The following is a 25,757-nucleotide window of genomic DNA, read 5'->3' as shown; positions in this document are numbered from 1 at the left end:
CCGTGGCTCGTGCTGCCAAGGGCGTTCATCGCCCGAAGTCTTCGGTGATGTCCGGTCGCGGCGCGGCCGCGGAGAGCATCGGCGACCATTATCGCACTTTCGGTGCCCGAATGCGCGTTTCGCCGTCCGCGGCGCGTGCACGCGCGGTTGCAGAGGTCGCCTCGAGTCGCGGTGCGATAATCGCAACCATGCCGACCCGCCTGACCCACACCCGTCCCCGGGCGCTCGCGGTGTGGCTGATCATCGCCGGCGCCATAGGGCTGCTGGCCGCCTTCGAGCTCACCGTGGAGAAGTTCCACCTGCTCGCCGAGCCGGGGTCGACGGCATCCTGCGACGTGAACATCGTCGTGCAGTGCGGCAAGAACCTCGACTCGTGGCAGGGCGCCGTGTTCGGGTTCCCCAACCCGCTCCTCGGTCTCGTCGGCTGGGTCGCCCCGATCGCCGTCGGCGTCGCGATCCTCGCGGGGGCCCGCTTCGCGCGCTGGTTCTGGTGGCTGTTCTGGGCCGGGACGGCATTCGCGTTCGGATTCGTCGTCTGGCTGATCACGCAGAGCGTGTTCGTGCTGGGGACGCTCTGCCCGTGGTGCATGGTGACCTGGATCGTCACGATCCCGACGTTCTACGCCGTCACGCTGCACCTGCTGCGATCGGGCGTCGTCCCGGCGCCCGCGCGCGTCCGCGCCGCGGCGGACACCCTCCTGGGGTGGATCCCGCTCCTCGGGATCCTCAGCTACGCCGTGATCGCGCTGATCGCCCAGCTGCGACTCGACTGGATCGGCACGCTCTAGTCGGAGGCTCGCTCAGCCGAACCAGATCTCCAGCTCGCGCGCCGCGGACTCGGGGCTGTCGCTGCCGTGGACGAGGTTCTGCTGCACCGCGAGGCCCCAGTCGCGACCGAAATCGCCGCGGATCGTGCCCGGGGCCGCCGTCGTGGGATCGGTCGTGCCGGCGAGCGAGCGGAACCCCTCGATGACGCGGTTGCCGGCCAGGCGGATCGCGACGGACGGACCCGACATCATGAACTCCAGCAGCGGCTCGTAGAACGGCTTGCCGGCGTGCTCGGCGTAGTGCCGCTCGAGCGTGTCGCGCTCCGGCTCCACCAGGGCGATGTCGACGAGCGCGTAGCCCTTCGCCTCGATGCGGGCGAGGATCGCGCCGGTGAGTCCGCGGGCGACGCCGTCGGGCTTGACGAGGACGAGGGTCTCTTCCGTGTGCATGTCAGTCTCCGTTCGATTCCGCCTGAGCGGCCAGCTGTGCGTTGCGCCTGTCCAGCGCGCCGCCCTTGATGGTGCCATACGCGTACATGGCACCGAAAACGACGGCGACCACGAGCAGCGCCGGCAGCACGAACGCCCCGAGCGCGATGACGACCTGCCAGAGCCAGCCGAGCGCGATCCCCCACCGATGGCGGACGACGGCACCCGTGGCGATCATGAGGACGGCCAGGACGCTGCCCGCGACGATCCCCCACCAGCCGGGGATGGCATCCGGCAAGGCGCCGAGCCCGTAGGCGACGAGCCCGCCGAGGAAGACGACGAGGGCCTCGGCGGCCAGGACGATGGATGCCAGCGACTCGGCGGCGCCGCGCGGCCGCCGGACGCGCCGGCTCACTCCCGCCACCCGTTCTTCCAGTCGCCGTCGGCGGCGAGCAGCACGGCCTCGCCGGCGAGCACGACGCTGCCGGCGATGATGACGGCGCGGCGCTCCGATGTCGCCGCCCACGCGCGCGCGGCCTCGGCCGCATCGGCGAGGTCGCGGTGCACGCTGACCTGGGCCCCGGCCGCCTCGGCGAGATCGGCGAGCTCCTCGGGATCGGCGGCGCGCTCGGAGTCGGGTGCCGTCGCGAAGACGTGCGCTGCGGCCGGGGCAAGGGTCGAGACGATCCCCGCGGTGTCCTTGTCGCCGAACACGCCGAGGACGACGCCCCATTCGTCGAAGTCGAACGACTCCCCGAGAGCGGCGACGAGCGCGCCGGCCCCGTGCGGGTTGTGCGCACTGTCGGCGAGCACGGTCGGCGCGACGCCGATCAGCTGGAGTCGGCCGGGCGAGGTGACGTTCGCGAGCGCGTCGGCGAGGACATCGGGCGCGATCGGCTGCGTGCCCCCGCCGATGAGCGACTCCACGGCGGCGATCGCGAGCGTCGCATTGCGCCCCTGGTGCGCCCCGTACAGCGGCAGATACAGCTCGTCGTACGTGCCCGCGAGACCGCGCACCGAGATCTGCTGCCCACCGACGGCCAGGCGCTGCGCCGTGAGGGCGAACTGCTCGCCGTCGACGGCGAGGGACGCGTTGCGCGCGGCGGCCGCCGCGCGGAGCACGGCTCCGGCAGCCGGGTCCTGGGCGGCCGAGACGACGGCCGCGTCCTGCTTGATGATGCCGGCCTTGACGGTCGCGATCGCCTCGATCGTGCTGCCGAGCCGGTCGGCGTGGTCGATGTCGATCGGCGCGAACACGGCGACGTCGCCGTCGGCCGTGTTGGTGGAGTCCCAGGCCCCGCCCATGCCGACCTCGACGACCGCGACGTCGACCGGGGCGTCGGCGAAGGCGACGAACGCGAGGACCGTCAGCAGCTCGAAGAACGTCAGCGGGGCCTCGCCGGTGGCGGCGAGCTCGGCATCGACGAGGTCGACGAAGGGCACGATCTCGTCCCACGCGTCGGCGATCGCCGCGTCGGCGATCGGCTCGCCGTCGATCATGATGCGCTCCGTGAAGCGCTCCAGGTGCGGACTCGTGAAGAGCCCCGTCCGCAGGCCGTGCGCGCGCACGATCGTCTCGACGATGCGGCTCGTGGACGTCTTCCCGTTCGTGCCGGTCACGTGCACGACCCGGTAGGTGCGCTGCGGATCGGCGAGCAGCTCCAGCACGCGCCGGGTGCGCTCGACGCGGGGCTGCACCCAGCGCTCGCCCTGCCGGGTCAGCAGCGCCGCGTAGACGGCATCCGCTCGGGAACGGTCGTTCATACGGATGCTCCGATCCGGGACACGGCGACGTGGAAGCCGCCCTCGTTGGCGAAGAGGCCGTCGCGCTGGTACGCGACGTGCTCGGGAGCGGCGCCGAAGGCGGCGTGCCGCCAGGCGTCGTCTCCCTCGCCGTCGCGTGCCGGGACGTCGCGTCCCTCGACGGCGATGGAGTGCTCGAGCGCAAGGGTCTCCCCCGCGACATCGGCGGTGTCGAACGCCGCGCTCACGGCATCCGCGTCGGCGGCCAGGGCGAACACCAGCTGCAGCCGGATCCGGTCGCTCACGTCGAAGCCGGCGGCCTTGCGGGTGTCCTGGACGGCCCGGATGACATCGCGGGCCAGCCCTTCGGCCTCCAGCTCCGGCGTCGTGGCGGTGTCGAGCAGCACGAAGCCGCCGGCCGGCAGCAGCGCGATCGCGGTGCCGGCGGCCATGCCGCCCGCCTCGAGGGTGAGCTCGTACTCTCCCTCCTCCAGCGCGATCCCGTCGACGACGACGACACCGTCGACCACCGACCACAGGCCGGCCTTGGCACCGCCGATGACGTGCTGCACCTGCTTGCCGAGGCGCGGACCCGCCGCACGGGCATTGACGGCGAGCCGCTGGCTGATGCCGTACTGCTCCGCGAGTCCGTCCACGAGCTCGACGACCTCGATGCGCTTGACGTTGAGCTCCTCACGCAGGATCTCCTCGAACTGCGTGAGCCCGGCCGCGTCGGCGACCGCGACCGTGAGGCTCGCCAGGGGAAGCCGCACGCGCTTGCCTTCGCGCTTGCGCAGGGCGTTGGCGACGGAGGAGACCTCGCGGACGGTGTCCATCGCGACGCGGATGTCGGCCGCGGGGGCGAACTCGGCGGCATCCGGCCAGTCCTGCAGGTGCACGCTGCGTCCGCCGGTGAGCCCCTGCCAGACGCGCTCCGCGACGAGCGGGATGAGCGGCGCCGCGACCCGGGTGAGGGTCTCCAGCACGGTGTAGAGCGTGTCGAACGCCTCCGTGGACGTCTCGTCGGACACGCCGACCCAGAATCGGTCGCGGGAGCGGCGGATGTACCAGTTGGTCAGGGCCTCCGCGAAGTCGCGCAGTGTGGCCGCGGCCATCGTGGAGTCCAGCGCCTGCAGGTCGGTCGCGACATCGCGGACCAGGTCGCCGGTGAGGGCGAGGATGTACCGGTCGAGGACGTTCGTCGAGTCGGTTCGCCGCCGCGCTTCGTAGCCGTCGCCTTCCGGGCCTCCGGCGGCGTTGGCGTACGTGGCGAAGAAGTACCACGCGTTCCACAGCGGCAGGAGGAACTCCCGCACGCCCGCGCGGATGCCCTCCTCCGTGACGACGAGGTTGCCGCCGCGCAGGACCGAGGAGCCCATCAGGAACCATCGCATGGCGTCCGAACCGTCGCGGTCGAACACCTCCCGGACGTCGGGGTAGTTGCGCAGCGACTTGGACATCTTCTGCCCGTCGCTGCCCAGCACGATGCCGTGGCAGGCGACGCCCGTGAACGCCGGCCGGTCGAACAGGGCGCCGGACAGCACGTGCATGACGTAGAACCAGCCGCGCGTCTGGCCGATGTACTCGACGATGAAGTCGGCGGGAGCGTGCTCGTCGAACCATTCGCGGTTCTCGAACGGGTAGTGCACCTGCGCGTACGGCATCGAGCCCGAGTCGAACCAGACGTCGAAGACGTCCTCGATCCGGCGCATCGTCGACCGCCCGGTGGGGTCGTCCGGGTTCGGGCGGGTGAGCTCGTCGATGTACGGGCGGTGCAGGTCGACCTCGCCCGCCTCGTTGACCGGAAGCCGGCCGAAGTCGCGCTCGATATCGGCGAGGGAGCCGTAGACGTCGACGCGCGGGTACGCCGCGTCGTCGCTCTTCCACACCGGGATGGGCGAGCCCCAGAACCGGTTGCGACTGATCGACCAGTCGCGGGCGCCCTCGAGCCACTTGCCGAACTGGCCGTGCTTGACGTTCTCCGGCGCCCAGGTGATCTGGTCGTTGAGCTCGACGAGGCGGTCCTTGATGGCGGTGACGCGGACGAACCAGCTCGACACCGCCTTGTAGATGAGGGGGTTCCGGCAGCGCCAGCAGTGCGGGTAGGAGTGCTCGTAGCTGGCCTCGCGCAGCAGCCGGCCCTCCGCCTTCAAGAGGCGGATGAGCGGGCGGTTCGCGTCCATCCAGAGCTCCCCGGCGACCTCCGTCACCTGCGGCAGGAACCGGCCGCCGTCATCGAGGCTCATGATGAGCGGGATGCCGGCGGCCTCGGTGATGCGCTGGTCGTCCTCGCCGTAGGCCGGTGCCTGGTGGACGATGCCGGTGCCGTCGCTCGTCGTCACGTAGTCGTCGACGAGGATGCGCCAGGCACGGTCGGTGCCCCACGTCGCGGCATCCGCGTAGTAGTCGAAGAGGGCGTCGTAGTGCACGTCGGCGAGCTCAGCGCCGATGATCGTCCGCTCGACGGCCGCGTGCGCGGCCTCCGCCGAGGCGTAGCCGAGGTCCTTCGCGTACCCGCCGAGCAGTGCGGATGCCAGGAGGTAGCGGTGCGCGTCGGCCTCGGCGCGGTCCTCGTGCACGTCCGCGACGCCTTCGGGTCCGCCGGGAAGGATCGCGTACTCGATCTCGGGTCCGACCGCGAGGGCGAGGTTGGTCGGCAGGGTCCACGGCGTCGTCGTCCAGGCGAGTGCGCGGACCCCGGTGAGCCCCAGGGCCTCGGCCTTCGCGCCCACGAGCGGGAACGTCACCGTGACCGAGGGGTCCTGGCGCATCTTGTAGACGTCGTCGTCCATGCGCAGCTCGTGGTTGCTGAGCGGGGTCTCGTCGCGCCAGCAGTACGGCAGCACGCGATGGCCCTCGTACGCGAGGTCCTTGTCCCACAGGGTCTTGAAGGCCCACAGCACCGACTCCATGAAGCCCGGATCGAGCGTCTTGTAGCCGCGATCGAAGTCCACCCAGCGCGCCTGGCGCGTGACGTAGTCCTCCCATTCGTGCGTGTAGGCGAGGACGGAGGAGCGCGCCTTCTCGTTGAACGCGGCGATCCCCATCTGCTCGATCTCGCTCTTCTCGGTGATCCCCAGCTGCTTCATCGCCTCGAGCTCCGCAGGCAGCCCGTGGGTGTCCCAGCCGAAGACGCGGTCGACCTTGTGGCCGCGCATGGTCTGGAACCGCGGGAACACGTCCTTCGCGTAGCCGGTGAGCAGGTGACCGTAGTGCGGCAGGCCGTTGGCGAACGGCGGACCGTCGTAGAACACCCACTCGGGGGCGTCCTCGCGCTGCGCGATGGAGGCGCGGAAGGTGTCGTCGTCCTTCCAGAAGCCGAGGATCTCCTGCTCGATCGCGGGGAAGCGCGGGCTCGCGACGAGATCGGCGGCGGGGCCGAACGATGAGGGCTTGGGGTAGGTCATGTCTCTCCAGCAGGTCGCTTTGCTTCCTGCGAGGACGATCTGACGACCGCGGTACCACCCCGCTTGCCCCGGAGGGCCACTCTCCCTGCGGCTGTGACGGGCCTGCCCCGTCCGGTTCTACTCCCCCGCAGGGTTTCTTCCGGAAGCTCCCCGGTGATGGCCGGATCGATGCTGATCGTCCCATCATACGCGCGCGATAGTGTCCCGGCATGGCCCGCCGTACCGACTCCCCCGTCCCTCCGAGCGATGCCGCGCCCGATCTTCCCGCTCGTCTCGAGCCGGCGACGGAGCTCGTCCGGCACGGGGATCTGCTCGGCGCGCGCGTCGACGGCCTCAGCGGTGCGGTGGATGCCGCGCACAGCCGGCTCACCGAATCCGTCGTCGCGGCGCTGAGCGCCGATCGGCTGGATCTCACCGGCGCGGTCCTCACCGACGTCCGGCTCGTCGAGCCGCGCGCCACCGAGATCGTCGCGCGTGACGGGCAGTGGCGGAGCGTCGAGATCGTCGGCGGACGCATCGGCACGCTGGACCTCCTGCGGGCGGACCTCGACGGGGTGCTGCTCCGGGACGTCCGGATCGACTACCTGAGCCTGCCGTCGGCACGGATCGCCGACCTCCGGTGCACGGGATGCGTCATCGGGACCATGGACCTGCCGGACGCGGAGGTCAGGCGGGCGGCGTTCCGGGACACGCGGGTCGACGAGGTCGACACGCGCGGACTGCGCGCCACGGACCTCGACCTGCGCGGGCTGGAGGCGCTGTCCTACACCGAGCCCGCGGCCCTTCGCGGTGCGACGATGTCGGAGGCGCAGCTGCTCACGCATGCGGCCTCGTTCGCGCGGGCGCTCGGCATCCGCGTCCTCGACGGAAACCCGGCATGATGAAGCGGTGCTCCCCCGTACCGCCCGCCTGGCCCTCCGCGAGATGACCGACGACGACCTTCCGTCGCTCGCTGCGATCCTCGAGGACCCGCTCGCGATGACGGCCTACGAGGGCGCGTTCTCCCGCGAGGAGACGCTCGCGTGGCTGCGCCGCATGCAGGAGCGGTATGCGCACGACGGCTTCGGGCTGTGGGCCGTCATCCTCCGCGAGACCGGGGAGATGATCGGGCAGTGCGGCATCACCCGGCAGAGCATCGAGGACGACGAGGTCCTCGAGGTCGGCTACCTGTTCCGCCGGGACCACTGGCACCGCGGCTACGCGGTCGAGGCGGCGACGGCGTGCCGCGACTGGGCCTTCCGGACGCTCGACACCGACGAGGTCTACACGAAGATCCGGAGCACCAACATCGCGTCGATGAACGTCGCGATCCGGCTGGGGATGACCGTGCGGCGCACATACACGACCCACTACCGCGGCGTCGACATGCCCCACCTGGCCTTCGCGCTCGACCGGCGGCGGTGGCGCGAACTCGTCGACGTCGCGAACGCGCCGGTAGAATAGTCCGGCATCCCACACTCAGGCACGCTCACACAGTGCCGCACATATCGCCCGAGGAGTCTCATGACGAACGCGCACATTCCCGACAAGCCCGCCCTGGAAGGCCTCGAGCAGAAGTGGGATGCGGCGTGGGCCGCGCAGGGCACGTACCTGTTCGACCGTGACGCAGCCACCGCCGCCGGGCGCGCGGGCGTCTTCTCGGTCGACACCCCGCCGCCGACGGCATCCGGCTCGCTGCACATCGGGCATGTGTTCAGCTACACCCACACCGACGTCAAGGTGCGCTTCGAGCGCATGCGCGGAAAGACCGTGTTCTACCCGATGGGCTGGGACGACAACGGCCTTCCCACCGAGCGCCGCGTGCAGAACTACTACGGCGTGCGCTGCGACCCGTCGCTCCCCTACGACGCCGATTTCACGCCGCCGTTCGCCGGTGACGCGAAGAGCCTGAAGCCCGCCGACCAGGTCGCGATCAGCCGCCGCAACTTCATCGAGCTCTGCGAGAGCCTGACGCTCGAGGACGAGAAGCACTTCGAGGCGCTCTTCCGCCAGCTCGGACTCTCGGTCGACTGGACGCAGACGTACCGCACGATCTCGGACGACACGATCCGCACGAGCCAGCTCGCGTTCCTGCGGAACCTCGGACGCGATGAGGCCTACCAGGCCATGGCCCCGACTCTGTGGGACATCGACTTCCGCTCCGCGATCGCGCAGGCCGAACTGGAGGACCGCGAGCAGCCGGCCGCCTACCACCGCGTCGCCTTCCACCGCACCGACGGCACCGGCGACATCCACATCGAGACGACCCGCCCCGAACTGCTCGCCGCGTGCGTCGCGCTCGTGGCCCACCCCGACGATGAGCGGTACCAGGCCTCGTTCGGCACGACCGTGCGCACGCCGCTGTTCGACGTGGAGGTCCCGGTCCTCGCCCACCCGCTCGCCCAGAAGGACAAGGGCTCGGGCATCGCCATGATCTGCACGTTCGGCGACGTCACCGACATCATCTGGTGGCGCGAGCTCGACCTGCCCAACCGCACGATCCTCGGCAAGGACGGCCGCGTGCTGGCGGCGGCCCCCGACGTGATCGTGACGGATGCCGCGCGCGCGGCGTACGCCGAGATCGCCGGGAAGACCGTCTTCAGCGCCAAGAAGCGCATCGTCGAGCTGCTGGCGGAGTCCGGCGAGATCATCGGCGACCCGAAGCCCTTCACCCACCCGGTCAAGTTCTACGAGAAGGGCGACCGCCCGCTCGAGATCGTCTCGACGCGCCAGTGGTACCTGCGAAACGGTGCGCGCGACGCGCAGCTGCGTGACAAGCTCATCGCCCTCGGCCAGCAGATGAACTGGCACCCCGACTTCATGCGCGTGCGCTACGAGAACTGGACGAACGGCCTGACGGGCGACTGGCTCGTCTCGCGACAGCGCTTCTTCGGCGTGCCGATCCCGGTCTGGTACGCGCTGGACGAGAACGGAGAGCGCGACTACGACCGCGTCCTGAGGCCGGACCACGCGAGTCTGCCCATCGACCCGACCACCGACGTGCCGCCGGGGTACACCGAGGACCAGCGCGGTGTGCCGGGCGGCTTCGACGGCGAGAAGGACATCTTCGACACGTGGGCGACGTCGTCCCTGACTCCGCAGCTGGCCGGCGGCTGGGAGCGCGACGCTGAGCTCTGGAATCTCGTGGCGCCGTTCGACCTGCGCCCGCAGGGTCAGGACATCATCCGCACGTGGCTGTTCTCGACGATGGTGCGCAGTGCCCTCGAGGACGACCGCGCCCCCTGGACGGACGCCGCGATCTCCGGCTTCATCGTCGACCCCGACCGCAAGAAGATGTCGAAGTCCAAGGGCAACGTCGTCACGCCCGCCGACATCCTCGACTCGCACGGCACCGACGCGGTCCGCTACTGGTCGGCGTCGAGCCGCCTCGGGGCGGACGCCGCGTTCGACCCGCAGAACCCGACGCAGGTCAAGATCGGCCGGCGTCTCGCGATCAAGGTGCTCAACGCGGCGAAGTTCGTGCTCTCCTTCCCGGTGCCTGAGGGCGCCGAAGTGACGCATGCGCTCGACGCGTCGATGCTCGCCACCCTCGACGGCGTCGTCCGCGAGGCGACGAAGGCGTTCGAGGCGTACGACCACGCCCGGGCGCTCGAACTGACCGAGGGGTTCTTCTGGACGTTCTGCGACGACTACCTCGAGCTCGTCAAGGAGCGCGCGTACAACCAGACCGACGTCGGCCAGGCTTCCGCGGCGCTGGCGCTGCGCCTCGCGCTGTCGACGCTGCTGCGCCTGCTCGCGCCCGTGCTGTCCTTCGCCGCCGAAGAGGCATGGTCGTGGTTCGAGGAGGGCTCTGTGCACACGGCCGCCTGGCCCGAGCCGCTCGGCATCGAGGGCGACCCGACCGTCCTGCGCACGGTGGGAGAGGCGCTCATCGGCGTCCGCCGGGCGAAGACCGAGGCCAAGGCCTCGCAGAAGACGGCGGTCGACACCCTCACGATCAGCGGCCCCGCTGCCGCGGTCGCGGCGATCCAGGCGGCCGAGGGAGACCTCAAGGCCGTCGGCCGGATCGGCGAGATCACCTATGGTCAGGGTGAGGCGATCGCGGTCACCGAGATCGTCCTGACAACGCAGGAGGCCTGACATGCAGCTCGGAACGCGCTGGTCCAGCGGCGAGGAGCCTCCCGCGGCCGTCCCGGCCGTCCTGCGGGCGCAGATCGGCGCGGTGGATGCCGCGATGCCGGGCGACCTGCTCGGTCAGCCCCGCCCGCGCTGGACGCTGACGTGGCTCGAGGGCCGCCCGATCGCCGAACTCGACACGGGCGTGATCGTGGAGGTCGAGGCCTCCGGCTCCGTCGTCGTCCGCCACGACGTGGGTGACGAGTTCGGCTGATCGTCAGTCGGCGGGTGCTTCGGCGCCCGCTCTGCGGGTGCCGACGATGACCAGGCGCGCGCCCAGGAGCGCCGCGCCGATCACGACCGCGCCGCCGATCCAGAACGGCATCCGGAGGTCGGCGCGACCGACCCACCCACCGATCACGGTCGCCACGGGGAAGAGGCCCCATGTGAGCGTGCGGATGACGCCCAGGACGCGGCCGAACATCTCCGGCGGAACGATCTGCTGACGCAGGCTCCCCCACGGAACATTCCAGATCGAGATCGCGCACGCCGACAGGGCGAACGCAGCGACCGCCGTCCAGACGTTCGGCGCGAGCCCGGTCGCGAGCATCATCGCCCCGCCCGCCAGCACGGCAGCCCACATCACGGGTCCCCGGCCGAAGCGCTCCACGAGCACCGGCGCCAGGAGCGATCCGCCGAGCGCGCCGATGCCGATGCCGGCGGTCACGAAGCCGATGGCAGCGGCCGGGACGCTCAGCGTCTCGAGGAAGAACAGGATGACGACGGCCTGCGCGAACGACAGCGCGCATCCGATCACCGCTGTGAAGACGACCATCGCCCGGAGGTACCGATGCCGCCACAGGAAGATGAGGGCGTCCCGTGTGCTCACCCGGGCGGGCTCCTCCGCCCCGGTCTCCGACGCACGCAGCGCGCGCGCAGCCGACACCGGGAGGAGCAGGGCGAGGGCCACCGGGACGATGTACCCGAGGGCGCCGAGCCACAGCGGCAGGGCGAGCGAGACGGCGAACAGGATGCCGGCGATCGGAGTCGCGACGAAGCTGTCGATCGTGATCTGGGCGGCCTGCATCCAGCCGTTCGCGCGGTCGAGCTGGCGCCGCCCCACCACCCCCGGGATGGCGGCGTTCGTGGCGTTGTCGAAGAGCGTCTCGCCGAGCCCGAAGACGAGCACACCGAGGAAGAGCCACCAGATGCTCAGTCCGCCGGCGACGGTGAGGACCGCCAGCGCGAGGGCGACACCGGCGCGGAGGACGTTCGCCGCGGCCATGACGACCCGGCGGTCGAACCGGTCCACGATCATCCCGGCCGGCAGGCCGAACACGAGCCAGGGCACGAACGCCAGTGCGGCGATGACGGAGATCGCCAGGGGATCGCGGGTGAGCGTCGTCGCGATGAGCGGCACCGCGGTGCGCCCGAGGCCGTCGGCGAGGTTGCTGAACGCCGCCGCCGTCCAGAGCTTTCCGAAGTCCCGCCCGAGCGGCACGCGGGCGGTGCGCCCCGCAGGGGCGGTCTCCGTCGCGGTCATCGCGGCATGATCCCGACGGAGCCGAGAGCCTGTGCGACAGCCCGCGTGTCCGCGGCGTGCGGGGGCTGTGCGGCGACGACGCGACGGTCGAGGCGTGCCGCGACGATCGCGTCGAGGTGGTCGGACGTGGCGAGAAGAAGGCGTTCGAAGCGCGTGGGGCGGGCGAGGGCCCGCGGTGCGAGTGCGGTCATGACTGTTCTCCGAAAGAGGGAAGCGGGAACATGTCGGCTCGGATGCTGACGGGCCTGACGTTCTCGCCGGATTGATTGCGGTAGGTGTCCACGGCCTCATCGATCAAGGCCATGATCTTGAGCGAGAGCTCTTTGCTCTGCTCAGGAGTGAGGCGGGTGGTGGCGGTGGAGATGAGCGTCCCGTCCTGCCACGCCTCGGTCTCGCCGCCGATGCCGCGGGCGACGAAGTCGAGGAGCTGGTCGTTCCGGTTGCGGAGGAACTCGTTCATCACGAGCTGCGTGGCGGCGCGACCTGCGGGCGTCGTCATCGCGTCCGGATTGGCGAAGGAGACGCCGCCGACGGGGCGCTCCCACCAGCGTTCCCGCGCGGTGCCGCGATCGGCGGCCTCGCGGATGAGATCGTGCTTGGCGAGTGCGCGCAGGTGATAGCTGGTGGAGCCGCTCGACTCCCCCAGCCGTTCGGCGAGCGAGCTTGCCGTCTGAGGACCGTATTGGCTGAGGATGTCGTAGATCCGCACCCGCAGCGGGTGCGCGAGTGCACGCAGCGCGCCGGTGTCGAGGACGCGGTCCGTGCTGTGGCGCGCCTCGGCGCGGGCCATCGCATCCCGATCGGTCTCGTTCTCTGCCATGCCCATCAGGATACGCATGCAAAGGATTCTTTGCAAGCATTTCTTTGCAAAGAATCGGCGGCAACATCTCCGGCGCATGGATAGGCTGTCGCAATGACGATCGAGAACCCTCTTCTGTCCCCCTCATCGCTCCCGTACGGTCTGCCCGACTACCGCGCCATCGAGCCCGCGCACTACCTGCCGGCCTTCGATGAGGCGTTCCGGCAGCACTCGGCGGAGGTGGCCGCCATCACGGCGGACCCCGCTCCCCCCACCTTCGAGAACACCCTCCGTCCCCTCGAGGAGAGCGGCCGGCTCCTGGGCGACGTCGCCCGGACGTTCTACACGGTGTCCTCCGCGGACGCGACGCCGGAGATCCAGGCGATCGAGGAGGAGCTCGCTCCGCTGATGTCGGCGCACCAGGATTCGATCCAGCTGGACGCGGCCCTCTTCGCGCGGATCGCTGCCGTCCATTCCCAGCTCGACGCCCTCGATCTGGACGCCGAACAGCGCTACCTCGTGGAACGGCATCACCGGGAGATGGCCCTGGCGGGTGCGTCGCTCGATGAGGAGGCCAAGGCCGAGCTGACGGCGCTCAATCAGCGGCTGTCCACCCTGACCACGACGTTCGAGAAGAACCTCCTCGCCGACACCAACGACCTCGCCGTCGTGTTCGATACGGCCGACGAGCTCGAGGGCCTGACCGAGGGCGAACTCTCCGCCGCGGCCCAGGCCGCCGCCGACCGCGGGCTCGAGGGCAAGTGGGTCGTGACGCTCACCCTGTTCACCGGTCACCCCTATCTGTCGTCGCTGTCGGATCGGTCCAGCCGCAAGCGCATCCTCGACGCCTCCCGCGCACGGGGCTCCCGCGGCAACGACGCCGACAACGCGGCCGTCCTGCGCGAGATCGTCCGGCTCCGCGCGGAGCGCGCAGCGCTCCTCGGGTTCGCCTCGCACGCCGCCTTCGTCACCTCGGACGAGACCGCCGGCTCCCCCGAGGCCGTCCACGACCTCCTCCGCCGGCTCGCGGTGCCCGCCGCCCGCAACGCCCGCACCGAGCAGGCGGCACTGCAGGCGATCGTCGATGCGGGGCCGGAGCCGTTCGCGCTGGAGGCGCACGACTGGGCGTTCTACACGGAGAAGGTGCGGGCCGCCGAGTACGACCTCGACCGCGGCGCTCTTCGGCCGTGGTTCGAGGCCGAGCGCGTGCTGCAGGACGGCGTGTTCCGCGCCGCGTCGGCGCTGTACGGCGTGAGCTTCACGGAGCGCACCGACATCTCGGCCTATCACCCGGACGCCCGCGTGTTCGAGCTGCACAACGCGGACGGATCGGAGCTCGGCCTCTTCGTCCTGGACCTCTACACGCGCGACACGAAGCGCGGCGGCGCGTGGATGAACTCGATCGTGTCGCAGTCGGCCCTGCGGGGCACGCGGCCGATCGTGGTCAACAACCTCAACGTGCCCAAGCCCGCCGCGGGACGCCCCACGCTGCTGACCCTCGACGAGGTGACGACTCTCTTCCATGAGTTCGGGCATGCCCTGCACGGGCTGTTCGCCACCGTGACCTATCCCCACTTCGCGGGCACCGCCGTGTTCCGCGACTTCGTGGAGTTCCCCAGCCAGGTCAACGAGATGTGGATCTACTGGCCCGAGATCCTCGCCTCGTACGCGCGGCACGTCGACACCGATGAGGCCCTGCCGGCGGAGGTCGTGGAGAAGCTCCACGCATCCGAGGCGTTCAATCAGGGCTTCGCGACGAGCGAGTACCTGGCAGCCGCATGGCTCGACCAGGCGTGGCACTCGCTGAGTGTCGCCGACGCCGCGGCGGACATCGACGTGGCGACCTTCGAGGCGGACGCCCTCGCGGACATCGGGCTCGACAACCCCGTCGTGCCCACGCGCTACTCCTCGACCTACTTCGCGCATGTCTTCTCCGGCGGATACAGCGCCGGCTACTACTCCTACATCTGGAGCGAGGTCCTCGACGCCGACACCGTCGAGTGGTTCCGCGAGAACGGCGGCCTGACCCGCGAGAACGGCAACCGCTTCCGCGGGCGCCTGCTGGGTGTCGGCGGCTCGAAGGACCCGCTCGAGGCGTACCGCGACTTCCGTGGGCGGGACGCCGAGATCGAACCGCTGCTGGTGCGACGCGGCCTGTCCGAGGGACGGTAGACGTCGACGGGGAACGCGGGGAGGATGTCGTCATGACCGACCCCGCGTTCCCCGCCGCACCGTTCCGTCTCGCCGAGCGGATCGTCCTGCAGGCGACGCCCCTCGCCGTGATCCGACACGACGGCATCCGATTGGCGGATCTGCGCGACGCCTTCGACCGCGGATACACAGCGATCGGCGAACTCTTCCAGACCGGCGAGCTCGTGCCGACCGGTCCGGCTCTCGCGATCTACTACGGCGACCCGATGGACGAGTTCGACCTGGAGCTCGGCTTTCCCGTGGCGGATGCACCGGCAGCGCCGATCACGCGCGGCGACCTCGTCGTCCGGGCATCGCAGCTGCCCGCCGGACCGGCGGTCGCGGCCACGCACGTCGGACCGTACGACGGGCTCGGGGCGGCATGGGGCGAACTGGTCTCCGCCGCCGAGGGCGAGCCGAACGGCATCTCCATCGAGAGCTACGTCGGCGATCCCGGAAGTGCGGCCCCGGACGAGCTCCGGACCGATCTCATCATGCCGGTGCGGGGCTGACGGCGTACACGAGTCGCGCGAACGGACCGACGGCCTTCGCGCTCACGAGTCGCAGCCGATCGGATTCGAGCCGGCGCGGCAGCAGCGGCGCGCCGCCGGTCAGCAGGACGGGCGCGATGGACACCGCGATCTCGTCGAGGGCGCCGACGTCGAGGAACTGACCCGCGAGGTCTCCCCCGCCGATCACCCAGATGTCCGTGTCGCCGGCCGCCGCGCGGATCGCGGGCAGGGCATCGGCGACGGAACCCGACACGAACCGGATGTCGGCGCCCTTCGGTGTCGGCAGGTCACGCGTCGTGAAGACGAAGGTGGGACGGTCGCCGTGGAACTCCCGCCACTTCTCCGGGTGCGCGAGGAGGTCGGACTCGGCGAGGACCCACTGGTAGGTCGTCGATCCCTCGACGAGCACGCCGGCGTTGGAGGGCAGGACCTCGGGGTCCGGCTCCGTGCCGCCCGCGGCGGCGAACAGCCAGCTCAGTGAGTTGTCCTCGTCTGCGATCCAGCCGTTCAGGGAGGTGGCGGTGTCGAAGATGATGCGGCTCATGGCGGGACGCTACCGCGGACACCCGACATGCCGGGTGGAAGGAACGAGCCTCAGGCGCTTTTGCGCTTCTGCCGCAGCACGAGCGTCGGGGCCGCGCCATCGGTGACCGCCGGGAGCGTCACGATGACCTTCACGACGTCCTCGGCCGAAGGGATCTCGAACATGATCGGTCCGAGCACGTCTTCCAGGATCGCGCGCAGGCCGCGCGCGCCTGTCTTCCGAGCGACCGCGAGATCGGCGATCGCCATGAGCGCGTCGTCGTCGAACTCCAGCTCGACGCCGTCCAGCTGGAACATCCGCTGGTACTGCTTCACGAACGCGTTCTTCGGTCCGGTCAGGATCTCGATGAGCGCCGTCTGGTCCAGCGGAGACACCGAGGTGACGACGGGCAGGCGGCCGATGAACTCGGGGATCAGACCGAACTTGTGGAGGTCTTCGGTCTGCACCTCGCTGAACAGGTCGAGGTCTTTGCCCTTCTCGTGCAGCGGGGCGCCGAAGCCGACGCCGTGCTTGCCCACGCGGGCCGAGATGATGTCCTCCAGGCCGGCGAAGGCACCCGCCACGATGAACAGGACGTTCGTCGTGTCGATCTGGATGAACTCCTGATGCGGGTGCTTGCGGCCGCCCTGCGGCGGAACCGAGGCGACCGTGCCCTCGAGGATCTTCAGCAGCGCCTGCTGCACGCCCTCGCCCGACACGTCGCGCGTGATCGAGGGGTTCTCCGCCTTGCGGGCGATCTTGTCTACCTCGTCGATGTAGATGATGCCGGTCTCGGCGCGCTTGACGTCGAAGTCGGCGGCCTGCAAAAGCTTGAGCAGGATGTTCTCGACGTCCTCGCCGACGTAGCCGGCTTCGGTGAGCGCCGTTGCATCCGCCACCGCGAACGGCACGTTCAGGCGCTTCGCGAGCGTCTGGGCGAGATACGTCTTGCCGCAGCCGGTCGGGCCGAGCAGCAGGATGTTGCTCTTGGCGATCTCGACCTCGTCGGCGCGCTGCTCGGCGGGCTGGAGCGTGGCGTGCGCGCGGACGCGCTTGTAGTGGTTGTAGACGGCGACCGAGAGAGCCCGCTTGGCGGGGTCCTGGCCGACGACGTACTCCTCGAGGAACGAGAAGATCTCGCGGGGCTTCGGCAGATCGAAGTCGGCGACGGCGCCGTCTCCGGACTCGGCCATGCGCTCTTCGATGATCTCGTTGCACAGCTCGACGCATTCGTCGCAGATGTACACGCCGGGTCCGGCGATCAGCTGCTGGACCTGCTTCTGGCTCTTGCCGCAGAAGGAGCACTTGAACAGGTCGGCGCTTTCACCGATGCGAGCCATGGCGCCCTCCTTCAGGGTTCACTGCGAATGCGTTCTCGAGCCTAATCGCTGACACCGACAACGCGGCGGATTGCGACGGGGATTGCGAAAGCCGGACGACGAAGCCCCGCCCGAGACGGGCGGGGCTTCGACATGTGGCTCAGGCCGTGATGGCCGACGGCGTGCGCTTGCGCGACGTCAGCACCTGGTCGACGATCCCGTACTCCATCGCTTCGGATGCGGAGAGGATCTTGTCGCGGTCGATGTCCTTGTTGACCTGCTCCTGGGTGCGGTTGGTGTGCCGCGCCATGGTCTCCTCGAGCCAGGTGCGCATGCGGAGGATCTCCGCCGCCTGGATCTCGATGTCCGACGCCTGCCCGTGGCCGGCCTCGCCGACGGCGGGCTGGTGGATGAGGATGCGGGCGTTGGGCAGCGCGAGACGCTTGCCCGGTGCGCCGGCCGCCAGCAGCACGGAGGCCGCAGAGGCCGCCTGACCGAGGACGACGGTCTGGATCTCGGGCGAGACGTACTGCATCGTGTCGTAGATCGCCGTCATGGCCGTGAACGAGCCGCCGGGCGAGTTGATGTACATGATGATGTCGCGGTCGGGGTCCTGGCTCTCGAGCACGAGGAGCTGCGCCATGACGTCGTCCGCGGAGGCGTCGTCGACCTGGACGCCCAGGAAGATGACGCGGTCCTCGAACAGCTTGTTGTAGGGGTCCTGGCGCTTGTAGCCGTAGGCGGTGCGCTCCTCGAACTGCGGGAGGATGTACCGGCTGGAGGGCATCTGCAGGCCCTGAGGGATGCCGAAGGTCGGGGTGTTCATTTCTGGGTTTTCCTCCGGTGCTCTCAGTTCTCGGTTCCGCCGCCGCCGATGACATCGGACGCGGATTCGCGGATGTGGTCGACGAAGCCGTACTCGAGCGCCTGGTCCGCGGTGAACCAGCGGTCCCGGTCGCCGTCGGCGTTGATCTGCTCGACGGTCTTGCCTGTCTGCGCGGCGGTGATCTCGGCGAGGCGCTTCTTCATGTCGAGGATGAGCTGCGCCTGCGTCTGGATGTCGCTCGAGGTGCCGCCGAAGCCGCCGTGCGGCTGGTGCAGCAGGACCCGGGCGTTGGGCGTGATGTAGCGCTTGCCCTTCGTGCCGGCGGTCAGCAGCAGCTGACCCATCGACGCCGCCATGCCGATGCCGACGGTGACGATGTCGTTCGGTACGAACTGCATCGTGTCGTAGATCGCCATGCCGGCCGTGATCGAGCCGCCGGGCGAGTTGATGTAGAGGAAGATGTCCTTCTGCGAGTCCTCGGCGGCGAGGAGGAGGATCTTGGCGCAGATCTCGTTCGCGTTCTCGTCGCGCACCTCCGACCCGAGCCAGATGATGCGGTCCCTCAGCAGTCTGTCGAAGACGCTCGTCGCGACAAGTGGTTCAGCCATGAATGCTCCTGTTTCCGGGTTGCGGTTCGTGAATGAATCTACCGACGCGCCGCGAGCGACCCGCCCGTGTTCGCCGTCGGCATATCGGGCGTCGGGCGGAGACGACGAACGGGCGGATGCCGCGGCATCCGCCCGTTCGTGGAAAGGGTCTTACTCGGCGTCGGCCTTCTTGGCGGCCGGCTTCTTGGCCGGGGCCTTCTTGGCGGGCGCCTTCTTCGCGGGCTTCTCCTCGGCGGGAGCGTCGGCCTCGGCGGCCTCGGCCTCGTCATCCTCGGCGGCGAAGCCGGCCAGGTCGACCGTCTTGCCGTTCGTGTCGACGACCGTGACCTTGCCGAGCACGATCGCGAGCGCCTTGTTGCGGGCGACCTCGCCGATCATCGCGGGCAGCTGGTTGCCCTGCTGCAGCGCGTCGACGAACTCCTGCGGAGCCATGCCGTACTGCGCGGAGGACTGGATGAGGTACTGCGTCAGCTCCTCCTGCGAGACCTGCACGTCGTGCTTCTCGGCGAGCTTGTCGAGGATCATCTGGGTGCGGAACTGCTTCTGGCTGGCCTCGGTGACCTCGGCGCGGTGCACGTCGTCCTCCAGTCGGCCTTCACCCTCGAGGTGCGCGTGGACCTCGTCCTCGACGAGCTGTGCGGGGACGGGGATCTCCACCTTCTCCAGCAGCGCCTCGACGAGCTTGTCGCGCGCGGCGGCACCCTGCGTGAAGACGGACTGCTGCGAGACGCGCTCGACGAGGCTCTCGCGGAGCTCCGCGATCGTGTCGAACTCGCTCGCCATCTGCGCGAAGTCATCGTCCGCCTGGGGGAGCTCGCGCTCCTTCACGGCGGTGACGGACACCGAGACCTCGGCCTCTTCGCCGGCGTGGTCGCCGCCGATCAGCTTCGAGCGGAACGTGGTGTCCTCGCCCGCCGTGAGGGACTCGATGGCCTCGTCGATGCCCTCGAGCAGCTCGCCGGAGCCGAGCTCGTAGGAGACGCCCTCGGCGCGGTCGATCTCGTTGCCGTCGATCGTCGCGACGAGGTCGAGCTCGACGAAGTCGCCGGTCGCGGCGGGGCGGTCGACGGTCACGAGGGTGCCGAAGCGGGCACGCAGGCGGTCCAGCTCGGTGTCGATGGCGGCCTCGTCGGTCTCGACGGCGTCGACCTCGATCGTGACGTCGTCGTAGGACGGCAGCTCGAACTCGGGGCGGACATCCACCTCGACCTCGACCTTGAGGTCGCCGGAGTAGTCCTTCTCGCTCGGCCACTCGACGATCTCGGCGGACGGACGGCCGACGATGCGCACCTCGTTGGCGCTGACGGCCTCGCGGTAGAAGGTGTCCAGGCCCTCGCTGACGGCGTGCTCGAGCACGGCGCCGCGGCCGATGCGCTGATCGATGATCGGCGCGGGGACCTTGCCCTTGCGGAAGCCGGGGATCTGGACGTCCTGGGCGATGTGCTCGTACGCGTGCGCGATGCTGGGCTTGAGCTCGTCCGGGGTGACCGTGATGTGGAGCTTCACCCGGGTAGGGCTGAGCTTCTCGACGGTGCTGGTGACCATGCCTGTTCGTTCTCCTCCGTGAAGCGGCCGCGCGCATGCGTGTCCGCTGGTGGTCTGGTTCTTGGGGGCCGTTGTCGGGGCGACAGGATTTGAACCTGCGGCCTCCCGCTCCCAAAGCGGGCGCTCTACCAAGCTGAGCTACGCCCCGGGCGCGCACGCAGGCGAGCGCCGAAATACGGCCGCGGATCAGTCTAGCCGACGCGCTCGCGGATCCCGGTGGCGAGGCCCGGATGCTAGCGGCGCTGCACCCACTGCGCGCGCCACTCCGGCGCCGGGAACGGCTTGGTCCAGTAGGCCGTCTCCTTCGCGATCTTGCCGTCGCGCAGCTCGAAGATGAAGACGCTCTGGAACGGGTCTCCGTCGCCGTAGTCGAGGTCGGCCTCCGCCACCCAGTGGTCGCCCTCACCCGTGATCCGCCGCGTCGTGATCTTCGGCAGTTGCGGGAACGCCCCGTAGATGCTGCGGCGATTGTCCCCGCCCACGATCCGCTCCCCCGACTGCGGCCAATCCATGACGGCGTCCTCGTGGAAGACGGCATCCATACCTGGCACGTCGCCCGCGTTCAGCGTGGCGATCAGAGCCTCTACGGTCTGCTGTCCGGACATCATCGTCTCCTCCCGTGATCCGCGCGGAGGCTGGCGTCGAGGGGCGATGCCCGGCCGTGTATTAGAATGAGTCGGTGCCCGTCAGCGGGCGCACGGGGATGTAGCTCAATGGTAGAGCCTCAGTCTTCCAAACTGATGGTGCGGGTTCGATTCCCGTCATCCCCTCCGCCATAGAAACGCCTGGTCAGGTTAGAAATACCAGGTCTGAAGTGGCGGCGGAATGAGAGCGAGTTCAGACCCTCTCGTGTACTCACGTGCTCACGACGAGGACAGAACCATGGCTCACACCGCCCCTTCCGACCCGACCGCCAAGAGCCGCCGCACCGCCGCGGCGCGCCGTAGTCCCGGCCAATGGGGCACGATCCAGCATCTGCCTTCCGGCCGCTGGCGAGCCTTCTATCGCTTCGAAGGCCGCCGCATCTCGGCGCCGTCGACGTTCCCCACAAAAGACGCCGCCTCCGCCTGGCTCGCCGCTGAGCACGCCGACCGCGCGCGAGGCTCCTGGCGAGACCCGGAGGTCGGCCGGATCACACTGGCCGAGTACGCGAGCGATTGGCTCGCCGCCCGCCCCGACCTCGCTCCGCGGACCTTCGAGTACTACTCCCGCACCGTCGACCAGTGGATCATCCCGCGCATCGGGACCGGCGACCGTTCGCGCGGCGTCGAGCTCGGCGCGATGCACGTCGCCGACCTCTCCCCCGCTGTCGTACGGGCGTGGTACGCCGTCGTCCTCCAGTCCTCCCGGGAGCGTGCCTCCGCGCGCGTCGATCGCCGCCGAGCGCGCGACCAGCACCCAGCGCGCGTGTGGGCGGTCGCCGCCGGCCAGGACGTTCCCGCGACCGGCCGTCCGAGCGCGGCCATGCTCGCCGCATGGCAGGCCGCTGGATCTCCCGTCACCGTCTCGCCGCGCAACGTCGCCGACCGCCCCGGCGACTCCGCGGCCGCGAACGCCTACCGGGTCCTCCGCGGCATCCTTTCGACCGCCGTCACAGACGGCCTGCTCGCCGCCAATCCGTGCGTCATCAAGGGCGCCGGCACGACGCGCGCGAGAGAGCGCGGCACGGCCACACCTGCCGAGGTCGAACGCCTGGCCGCGCATATGCCCCGCCACCTCGCCGCAGCCGTCACCGTGGCCGCATGGTCCGGGCTCCGATACGGCGAGCTCTTCGCCCTTGCCCGCCGACACATCGACCTCGAGGCCGGCACCCTGCACGTCGAACGGACTATCCAACAGGTTTCCGGACAGCCGATCGCATTCGGGCCGACCAAGACCGCCAAGAGCCGACGCCTCGTGCACCTCCCGCGCAGCGTCGTCGCAGCGCTCGAGCAGCACCTCGCCGAGTTCGTCGGGCCATCCGCCGGCGCGCTCGTATTCACGCTGAGCAACGGCGCTCCGGTCACCTCGTCCCGACTGTCGGCCATGTTCGGGAAGGCGCGCGCCGTAATCGGCCGCGAGGACCTCACCTGGCACGACCTGCGCCACACCGGCGCGACCCTCGCCTACCGCATCGGGGCATCCGTGCCGGACGTGCAGAAGCGCCTCGGCCACACCACCATGCGCGCCGCGCAGATCTACGCGCACGCCGCCGACGACTCGGATCAGCTGTTGGCCGAACGCCTCGATGCCCTTATCGGGGTGCCCGCGGGGAGCGGTAGGCGACTGCGCGCGATCTAACGTCTCTGCGCGTCGCGTGTCGCAGTGTCGCGCCTGCGTGCTAGCGTCAGTCCCGTAATCCGGTGCGAGGCCCTGCCGAGGGTCCTGCCCAAGACCGCCACAGGCGGAAACCGTGCTCCTGGCTCAGAGGAGTGCACCGGACGAGCCGTAGCCAACCGGCGAGTCAGACCTTCTGGCGTCAGTGAGTGGTACAGGCCTCCACGGAATGAGGCCTCCAAGGGATCATCCGCGACCTCGAGAGCGCGCCCCTTGGGCATCACTCCTGGAAGGTCACCCCCTGTGTCCCCCACAGACACCAACGCTGCCCTGCGCACCCTGAGCATCACCGAAGCCGCCGAGGCCACCGGGCTCACTGTTCGGATGCTCCGCGGTCTCGTCAGCACCCGCCGCATCCCGTATCTAAAGGTCGGCAAGCTCGTCCGCTTCCGACCCTCGGAGCTCGAGGCCTGGCTCGCCGAAAACGCGATGCCCGCCGTGGCCGCGAAGTGAGCGCCACACGCGAAGCGCTGCCCGCCGGTGCGCCTCTGGTCGCACGGCAGTTGTGGGCGCTACTCGAGGTACTCCCTGAGCACCTGCGTGATCGGCCGACCTCCCGCGAGGCGCGACAGGCGCTGGGGGCCGTGGTGGAACGTACGCCCTACATGGTGATGCTCTCCCGCACCGAGATGCACACGGCGATGGCGTACTTTCGGCAGCGAGGTCTCATCTGATGGCCGCGCGTGACGCGCTGTCGTACCTGATGAGCGCACTGACCACATGCACCCCCCTCGAGCGGGACCAGATCGCCGCCGGCGCGTCGCCCGACCGCGTGCGGTCGATGCTCGAGCACCACGTGGCGGCTGACCCGGACATGTCAGATAAAGATCTGTCGGCCGCTCTCACCGAGTGGCCGCTGGTCGAGGCCGGAATGATCAGCTCTCCGCCCGCCATGCTGCTGGCCGCATACACCGAGTACCCTGTCTCGCTGGTCGTTGCCGTGCGTTCCAACGAAGGCATCCCCGGCGCGCGCGTGGTGGTTGCCCAGTGCCCGTACGCCGGTCTCCACCGCGATCGATACAAGGGCCATGCCCTACACACCTACGGGTGGCCCCGGGGCCTCGAGCTCGATGACGAAGGGTCGCTCGGCACCCGCGTGCCGCACTGCGACGGCGCCACCGTAGGCTCCGACCGGCTCTCCGTGGTGGACCTCGTCATCCCCGCTCATCTTCTGAGAGGCGGCGTCCAATGATCTCCGGAAAGATCCGGCTCGACCTGCGCGGCACACGCTCCGCTCCGGCCCTCCTCAATCGCGTGCGCAACCTCCTCGCAGGGTGTGCGAACGGCGACGTGGTGGAGCTCGTTGTCGACCGGCACGTATCGCCGCACGAGCTCGTCGCACACCTGCCCACGGACCTCCGATTCATCGTGTCAGCCGACGACGGATACACGCTCCACGAGTGGCTCGGGGTCCTCAGGAAGGGTGCGGACCTGTGAGCGAGGAGCTCTTCGACCCGACCACGCACAAGCCCTCGGCGACACGCATCGCCGCGCGCGTAGCTACGTCGCCTACACCGCTTGGACGCGGCGCCGATGGCGAGATGTACGAGTACCGCGAGGGGGTCTTTGCCCGAGATGAGCGAGTCGTGCAACGGCGGGTGGCCGCCGAGCTCGGTGACAGGTACTCCGCGACGGTCCTGGGACAGGTCGACGCGCACCTCCTCAACGTCGACTTGTCGACTGTCGGTCTACCGGAGTTGCCGCGCGGCTACCTGGAGTACATCGTGCTCGAGAACGGCATCTATTGGTGGCTCGACGACGAGATCGAACCACACTCTCCTGCGCTTGGCGCCATGACCAAGCTGCCGATCGTCCGCGATCCCAGCGCGATCCCGCACGAGATGTTTGCGTGGATGACGCAGGTCCTGGGCGACGACGCCGAGCTGCACCGGCACGTGTGGGAGATCCTCGGCTACCTGCTCATGACCGGCAACCCGCTACAGAAGATCTTCCTGCTGCACGGCGACGGCGGCAATGGCAAGGGCACCTTCATGCGTCTGGTGCGCGCAATGCTCGGACGCGAGTCGTACAGTTCCATCTCGATGCATCAACTGGTCGATGACCGGTTCGCCACAGCCGGCTTGTACGGCAAGATCGCCAACATCAGCGGTGACCTCTCATCGAAGTTCCTGTCTGACCCGCAGATCCTCAAGGAGATTACCGGCGGCGACTCGATCACAGCGTCCCGCAAGTTCGGGCAGTCGTTCGAGTTCGTGCCATACGCTGTGCCCCTGTTCGCGTCGAATGACCACTTCCGCACCTCCGACAACTCCGCCGGCTGGCGCCGGCGCTGGGAGGTTGTCGACTTTGCCGTGCCTGTCGAGGAGATGGTCAACCGCGGCGAGATGCGGGCGCTGGATGAGCAGGTGCTGCTTGACGAGGCTCCCGGCATCTTCAACGTCGCCATGGATGGCCTACGGCGGCTGATGGCGCGTGGTCGATTCGCGCCGCCGCAGTCCGCGCGCGACGCGACCACGCGGCTCCATGATGCCGCCGATCCGTTCCTGCTCTGGCTGGATGAGGACGACGGCGTCTACCTCGGCGAGCTGCACTCCGACCCGACTGCTCTCGTCTACGCACGCTACAAGCGGTGGTGCGGACGCAACGGCTACAGCGCCATGGCGTCCGGTCCCTTCGGCCAACGCGTCCTCCGGCTCGACGGCATCACCAGGACCCGGACGCGCAGTGGCGCGGACGGCTCTCGCGTCTACCGCTACGAGGGCATCGGTGTAGCCCAATCGGTGCACGACGAGCCCTGACGGTAGGGACAGCGGTCCGGGCCGCCACCCTCCGCACCTCCCCACCAAGAGCACTCGCTCGAAGCAAGTGGGGGGGTGCGGACGTGCGTGTCCCTACCTGTCGCGTGCTCTGTCCCTATGGTGTCCCTGTTCTGTCCTGCCCCGCGTTACCAGTTGAGACTTGGTCTGTCCCGGGTGTCCCTATCTATCTCTCAACCTTTACGCACGGAAGGAAAGGAGAAGGAGAGATGGGGAATCTGGTGGGGACAGTGGGGACACGCGCCCTTTTTTTTCGGGCGGCGCTGCAACCCCCGCCTTCGGCTCAACAGCCATTCCTCCCCCTGAATGAGAACCATTCTCAATAGAGTTGACGCGCGGGAATGCGCTGCGGTTGCCCCACCCTCGCGCGGTAGTGTCGTCTCAACTCGGGGAGCGA

Annotated in this window: 25 protein-coding genes and 2 tRNA genes; 13 read left to right on the top strand and 14 right to left on the bottom strand. The window is 69.5% G+C overall.

What is annotated here, in order from left to right; genetic code table 11:
• The first annotated feature begins 188 nt into the window (after positions 1–188).
• A complete protein-coding gene (locus tag QZL85_RS03375) occupies positions 189–788 on the top strand; it encodes a vitamin K epoxide reductase family protein (protein ID WP_295573584.1) in 600 nt (199 codons plus the stop codon).
• A gap of 12 nt (positions 789–800) precedes the next feature.
• Here the strand turns inward: QZL85_RS03375 and ndk are convergent, their stop codons facing one another.
• Genes ndk through ileS form a run of 4 tightly spaced genes read right to left on the bottom strand, consistent with a single transcriptional unit; the run spans position 801 to position 6,346 of the window.
• Positions 801–1,217, bottom strand: a complete 417-nt coding sequence (ndk, locus tag QZL85_RS03370; RefSeq protein WP_028495517.1) for a nucleoside-diphosphate kinase — start codon at positions 1,215–1,217, stop codon at positions 801–803.
• A gap of 1 nt (position 1,218) precedes the next feature.
• Positions 1,219–1,611, bottom strand: coding sequence for a DUF4233 domain-containing protein (locus QZL85_RS03365; RefSeq protein WP_295573581.1), 393 nt, complete (start codon positions 1,609–1,611; stop codon positions 1,219–1,221).
• Complete coding sequence (locus tag QZL85_RS03360) at positions 1,608–2,960, bottom strand: folylpolyglutamate synthase/dihydrofolate synthase family protein (RefSeq protein WP_295573578.1); 1,353 nt, start codon at positions 2,958–2,960, stop codon at positions 1,608–1,610. Before QZL85_RS03360 ends, QZL85_RS03365 begins: the two co-directional genes overlap by 4 nt.
• A complete protein-coding gene (gene ileS, locus QZL85_RS03355) occupies positions 2,957–6,346 on the bottom strand; it encodes an isoleucine--tRNA ligase (protein ID WP_295573576.1) in 3,390 nt (1,129 codons plus the stop codon). The genes QZL85_RS03360 and ileS overlap by 4 nt, the downstream gene beginning before the upstream one ends.
• Before the next feature lie 209 nt (positions 6,347–6,555).
• Between ileS and QZL85_RS03350 the strand changes: the two genes are divergently transcribed.
• Genes QZL85_RS03350 through QZL85_RS03335 form a run of 4 tightly spaced genes read left to right on the top strand, consistent with a single transcriptional unit; the run spans position 6,556 to position 10,676 of the window.
• Positions 6,556–7,227 carry a hypothetical protein gene (locus QZL85_RS03350; RefSeq protein WP_295573574.1) on the top strand — a complete coding sequence of 224 codons (672 nt, stop codon included), beginning with the start codon at positions 6,556–6,558 and terminating at the stop codon, positions 7,225–7,227.
• 7 nt (positions 7,228–7,234) lie between these two features.
• On the top strand, positions 7,235–7,789 hold the full coding sequence (locus tag QZL85_RS03345; RefSeq protein WP_295573572.1) for a GNAT family N-acetyltransferase: 555 nt from the start codon (positions 7,235–7,237) through the stop codon (positions 7,787–7,789).
• 60 nt (positions 7,790–7,849) lie between these two features.
• Positions 7,850–10,426, top strand: a complete 2,577-nt coding sequence (valS, locus tag QZL85_RS03340) for a valine--tRNA ligase (RefSeq protein ID WP_295573570.1) — start codon at positions 7,850–7,852, stop codon at positions 10,424–10,426.
• A gap of 1 nt (position 10,427) precedes the next feature.
• Positions 10,428–10,676, top strand: a complete 249-nt coding sequence (locus QZL85_RS03335) for a hypothetical protein (protein ID WP_295573567.1) — start codon at positions 10,428–10,430, stop codon at positions 10,674–10,676.
• A gap of 3 nt (positions 10,677–10,679) precedes the next feature.
• Here QZL85_RS03335 and QZL85_RS03330 read toward each other — a convergent pair whose 3' ends face one another.
• From QZL85_RS03330 to QZL85_RS03320, 3 genes are read right to left on the bottom strand one after another with little or no spacing between them, the layout of a single operon-like run.
• On the bottom strand, positions 10,680–11,945 hold the full coding sequence (locus QZL85_RS03330; protein ID WP_295573564.1) for an MFS transporter: 1,266 nt from the start codon (positions 11,943–11,945) through the stop codon (positions 10,680–10,682).
• On the bottom strand, positions 11,942–12,136 hold the full coding sequence (locus QZL85_RS03325; RefSeq protein WP_295573562.1) for a hypothetical protein: 195 nt from the start codon (positions 12,134–12,136) through the stop codon (positions 11,942–11,944). Before QZL85_RS03325 ends, QZL85_RS03330 begins: the two co-directional genes overlap by 4 nt.
• Positions 12,133–12,765 (bottom strand): transcriptional regulator, encoded by a 633-nt coding sequence (locus tag QZL85_RS03320; RefSeq protein WP_295573559.1) that lies wholly within the window; start codon positions 12,763–12,765, stop codon positions 12,133–12,135. Before QZL85_RS03320 ends, QZL85_RS03325 begins: the two co-directional genes overlap by 4 nt.
• A gap of 93 nt (positions 12,766–12,858) precedes the next feature.
• Here QZL85_RS03320 and QZL85_RS03315 point away from each other — a divergent pair, with 93 nt between their 5' ends.
• Together QZL85_RS03315 and QZL85_RS03310 are read left to right on the top strand one after the other, a co-directional pair.
• The gene (locus QZL85_RS03315; protein ID WP_295573557.1) at positions 12,859–14,916 is read left to right on the top strand and encodes a M3 family metallopeptidase; all 2,058 of its coding nucleotides are present in this window, start codon (positions 12,859–12,861) and stop codon (positions 14,914–14,916) included.
• A 32-nt stretch (positions 14,917–14,948) separates the two neighbouring features.
• The gene (locus tag QZL85_RS03310; protein WP_295573555.1) at positions 14,949–15,446 is read left to right on the top strand and encodes a GyrI-like domain-containing protein; all 498 of its coding nucleotides are present in this window, start codon (positions 14,949–14,951) and stop codon (positions 15,444–15,446) included.
• Here the strand turns inward: QZL85_RS03310 and QZL85_RS03305 are convergent.
• From QZL85_RS03305 to QZL85_RS03275, 7 genes are all read right to left on the bottom strand, one after another.
• Positions 15,427–15,990 (bottom strand): dihydrofolate reductase family protein, encoded by a 564-nt coding sequence (locus tag QZL85_RS03305; protein ID WP_295573535.1) that lies wholly within the window; start codon positions 15,988–15,990, stop codon positions 15,427–15,429. The two genes, QZL85_RS03310 and QZL85_RS03305, sit on opposite strands and share 20 nt — an antisense overlap.
• A gap of 50 nt (positions 15,991–16,040) precedes the next feature.
• Positions 16,041–17,309: an ATP-dependent Clp protease ATP-binding subunit ClpX gene (gene clpX / locus QZL85_RS03300; protein WP_295573533.1), complete on the bottom strand. Its 1,269-nt coding sequence runs from the start codon at positions 17,307–17,309 to the stop codon at positions 16,041–16,043.
• A 139-nt stretch (positions 17,310–17,448) separates the two neighbouring features.
• Positions 17,449–18,114, bottom strand: coding sequence for an ATP-dependent Clp protease proteolytic subunit (locus tag QZL85_RS03295; RefSeq protein WP_295573530.1), 666 nt, complete (start codon positions 18,112–18,114; stop codon positions 17,449–17,451).
• 23 nt (positions 18,115–18,137) lie between these two features.
• Positions 18,138–18,722 carry an ATP-dependent Clp protease proteolytic subunit gene (locus QZL85_RS03290; protein WP_295573527.1) on the bottom strand — a complete coding sequence of 195 codons (585 nt, stop codon included), beginning with the start codon at positions 18,720–18,722 and terminating at the stop codon, positions 18,138–18,140.
• Positions 18,723–18,872: 150 nt separating this feature from the next.
• Complete coding sequence (gene tig, locus QZL85_RS03285) at positions 18,873–20,267, bottom strand: trigger factor (protein WP_295573525.1); 1,395 nt, start codon at positions 20,265–20,267, stop codon at positions 18,873–18,875.
• A gap of 74 nt (positions 20,268–20,341) precedes the next feature.
• Positions 20,342–20,415: transfer RNA gene (locus QZL85_RS03280), tRNA-Pro, on the bottom strand.
• A gap of 85 nt (positions 20,416–20,500) precedes the next feature.
• Positions 20,501–20,872, bottom strand: a complete 372-nt coding sequence (locus QZL85_RS03275) for a nuclear transport factor 2 family protein (protein WP_295573523.1) — start codon at positions 20,870–20,872, stop codon at positions 20,501–20,503.
• A gap of 94 nt (positions 20,873–20,966) precedes the next feature.
• Here QZL85_RS03275 and QZL85_RS03270 point away from each other — a divergent pair.
• The 6 genes from QZL85_RS03270 to QZL85_RS03245 all read left to right on the top strand — a co-directional run bounded on the left by QZL85_RS03270 (position 20,967) and on the right by QZL85_RS03245 (position 25,342).
• Positions 20,967–21,037 (top strand) — tRNA-Gly (locus QZL85_RS03270).
• Positions 21,038–21,149: 112 nt separating this feature from the next.
• Positions 21,150–22,547, top strand: a complete 1,398-nt coding sequence (locus QZL85_RS03265; RefSeq protein WP_295573521.1) for a site-specific integrase — start codon at positions 21,150–21,152, stop codon at positions 22,545–22,547.
• 279 nt (positions 22,548–22,826) lie between these two features.
• Positions 22,827–23,036, top strand: a complete 210-nt coding sequence (locus tag QZL85_RS03260; protein WP_295573519.1) for a helix-turn-helix domain-containing protein — start codon at positions 22,827–22,829, stop codon at positions 23,034–23,036.
• 220 nt (positions 23,037–23,256) lie between these two features.
• Positions 23,257–23,775, top strand: coding sequence for a hypothetical protein (locus QZL85_RS03255; RefSeq protein WP_295573517.1), 519 nt, complete (start codon positions 23,257–23,259; stop codon positions 23,773–23,775).
• Positions 23,772–24,020 (top strand): hypothetical protein, encoded by a 249-nt coding sequence (locus QZL85_RS03250; protein WP_295573515.1) that lies wholly within the window; start codon positions 23,772–23,774, stop codon positions 24,018–24,020. The genes QZL85_RS03255 and QZL85_RS03250 overlap by 4 nt, the downstream gene beginning before the upstream one ends.
• A complete protein-coding gene (locus QZL85_RS03245; RefSeq protein ID WP_295573513.1) occupies positions 24,017–25,342 on the top strand; it encodes a phage/plasmid primase, P4 family in 1,326 nt (441 codons plus the stop codon). The genes QZL85_RS03250 and QZL85_RS03245 overlap by 4 nt, the downstream gene beginning before the upstream one ends.
• The last annotated feature ends 415 nt before the right edge of the window (positions 25,343–25,757 follow it).

This window comes from uncultured Microbacterium sp. (assembly GCF_900078385.1).
GTDB lineage: Bacteria > Actinomycetota > Actinomycetes > Actinomycetales > Microbacteriaceae > Microbacterium.
Note: the sequence above shows the minus strand (reverse complement) of the source record. Positions and strands in the feature narration are given on the sequence as shown.

Excerpts from the sequence above, each read along its gene's own strand:
- QZL85_RS03315 (WP_295573557.1), top strand. The coding sequence starts at position 12,859 with ATGACGATCGAGAACCCTCTTCTGTCCCCCTCATCGCTCCCGTACGGT.
- QZL85_RS03320 (WP_295573559.1), bottom strand. The coding sequence starts at position 12,765 with ATGGCAGAGAACGAGACCGATCGGGATGCGATGGCCCGCGCCGAGGCG.
- valS (WP_295573570.1), top strand. The coding sequence starts at position 7,850 with ATGACGAACGCGCACATTCCCGACAAGCCCGCCCTGGAAGGCCTCGAG.
- QZL85_RS03250 (WP_295573515.1), top strand. The coding sequence starts at position 23,772 with ATGATCTCCGGAAAGATCCGGCTCGACCTGCGCGGCACACGCTCCGCT.
- QZL85_RS03325 (WP_295573562.1), bottom strand. The coding sequence starts at position 12,136 with ATGACCGCACTCGCACCGCGGGCCCTCGCCCGCCCCACGCGCTTCGAA.
- QZL85_RS03310 (WP_295573555.1), top strand. The coding sequence starts at position 14,949 with ATGACCGACCCCGCGTTCCCCGCCGCACCGTTCCGTCTCGCCGAGCGG.
- clpX (WP_295573533.1), bottom strand. The coding sequence starts at position 17,309 with ATGGCTCGCATCGGTGAAAGCGCCGACCTGTTCAAGTGCTCCTTCTGC.
- ndk (WP_028495517.1), bottom strand. The coding sequence starts at position 1,217 with ATGCACACGGAAGAGACCCTCGTCCTCGTCAAGCCCGACGGCGTCGCC.
- QZL85_RS03255 (WP_295573517.1), top strand. The coding sequence starts at position 23,257 with ATGGCCGCGCGTGACGCGCTGTCGTACCTGATGAGCGCACTGACCACA.
- QZL85_RS03330 (WP_295573564.1), bottom strand. The coding sequence starts at position 11,945 with ATGACCGCGACGGAGACCGCCCCTGCGGGGCGCACCGCCCGCGTGCCG.
- QZL85_RS03275 (WP_295573523.1), bottom strand. The coding sequence starts at position 20,872 with ATGTCCGGACAGCAGACCGTAGAGGCTCTGATCGCCACGCTGAACGCG.
- QZL85_RS03375 (WP_295573584.1), top strand. The coding sequence starts at position 189 with ATGCCGACCCGCCTGACCCACACCCGTCCCCGGGCGCTCGCGGTGTGG.
- QZL85_RS03360 (WP_295573578.1), bottom strand. The coding sequence starts at position 2,960 with ATGAACGACCGTTCCCGAGCGGATGCCGTCTACGCGGCGCTGCTGACC.
- QZL85_RS03305 (WP_295573535.1), bottom strand. The coding sequence starts at position 15,990 with ATGAGCCGCATCATCTTCGACACCGCCACCTCCCTGAACGGCTGGATC.
- QZL85_RS03265 (WP_295573521.1), top strand. The coding sequence starts at position 21,150 with ATGGCTCACACCGCCCCTTCCGACCCGACCGCCAAGAGCCGCCGCACC.
- QZL85_RS03290 (WP_295573527.1), bottom strand. The coding sequence starts at position 18,722 with ATGGCTGAACCACTTGTCGCGACGAGCGTCTTCGACAGACTGCTGAGG.
- ileS (WP_295573576.1), bottom strand. The coding sequence starts at position 6,346 with ATGACCTACCCCAAGCCCTCATCGTTCGGCCCCGCCGCCGATCTCGTC.
- QZL85_RS03335 (WP_295573567.1), top strand. The coding sequence starts at position 10,428 with ATGCAGCTCGGAACGCGCTGGTCCAGCGGCGAGGAGCCTCCCGCGGCC.
- QZL85_RS03350 (WP_295573574.1), top strand. The coding sequence starts at position 6,556 with ATGGCCCGCCGTACCGACTCCCCCGTCCCTCCGAGCGATGCCGCGCCC.
- QZL85_RS03295 (WP_295573530.1), bottom strand. The coding sequence starts at position 18,114 with ATGAACACCCCGACCTTCGGCATCCCTCAGGGCCTGCAGATGCCCTCC.
- tig (WP_295573525.1), bottom strand. The coding sequence starts at position 20,267 with ATGGTCACCAGCACCGTCGAGAAGCTCAGCCCTACCCGGGTGAAGCTC.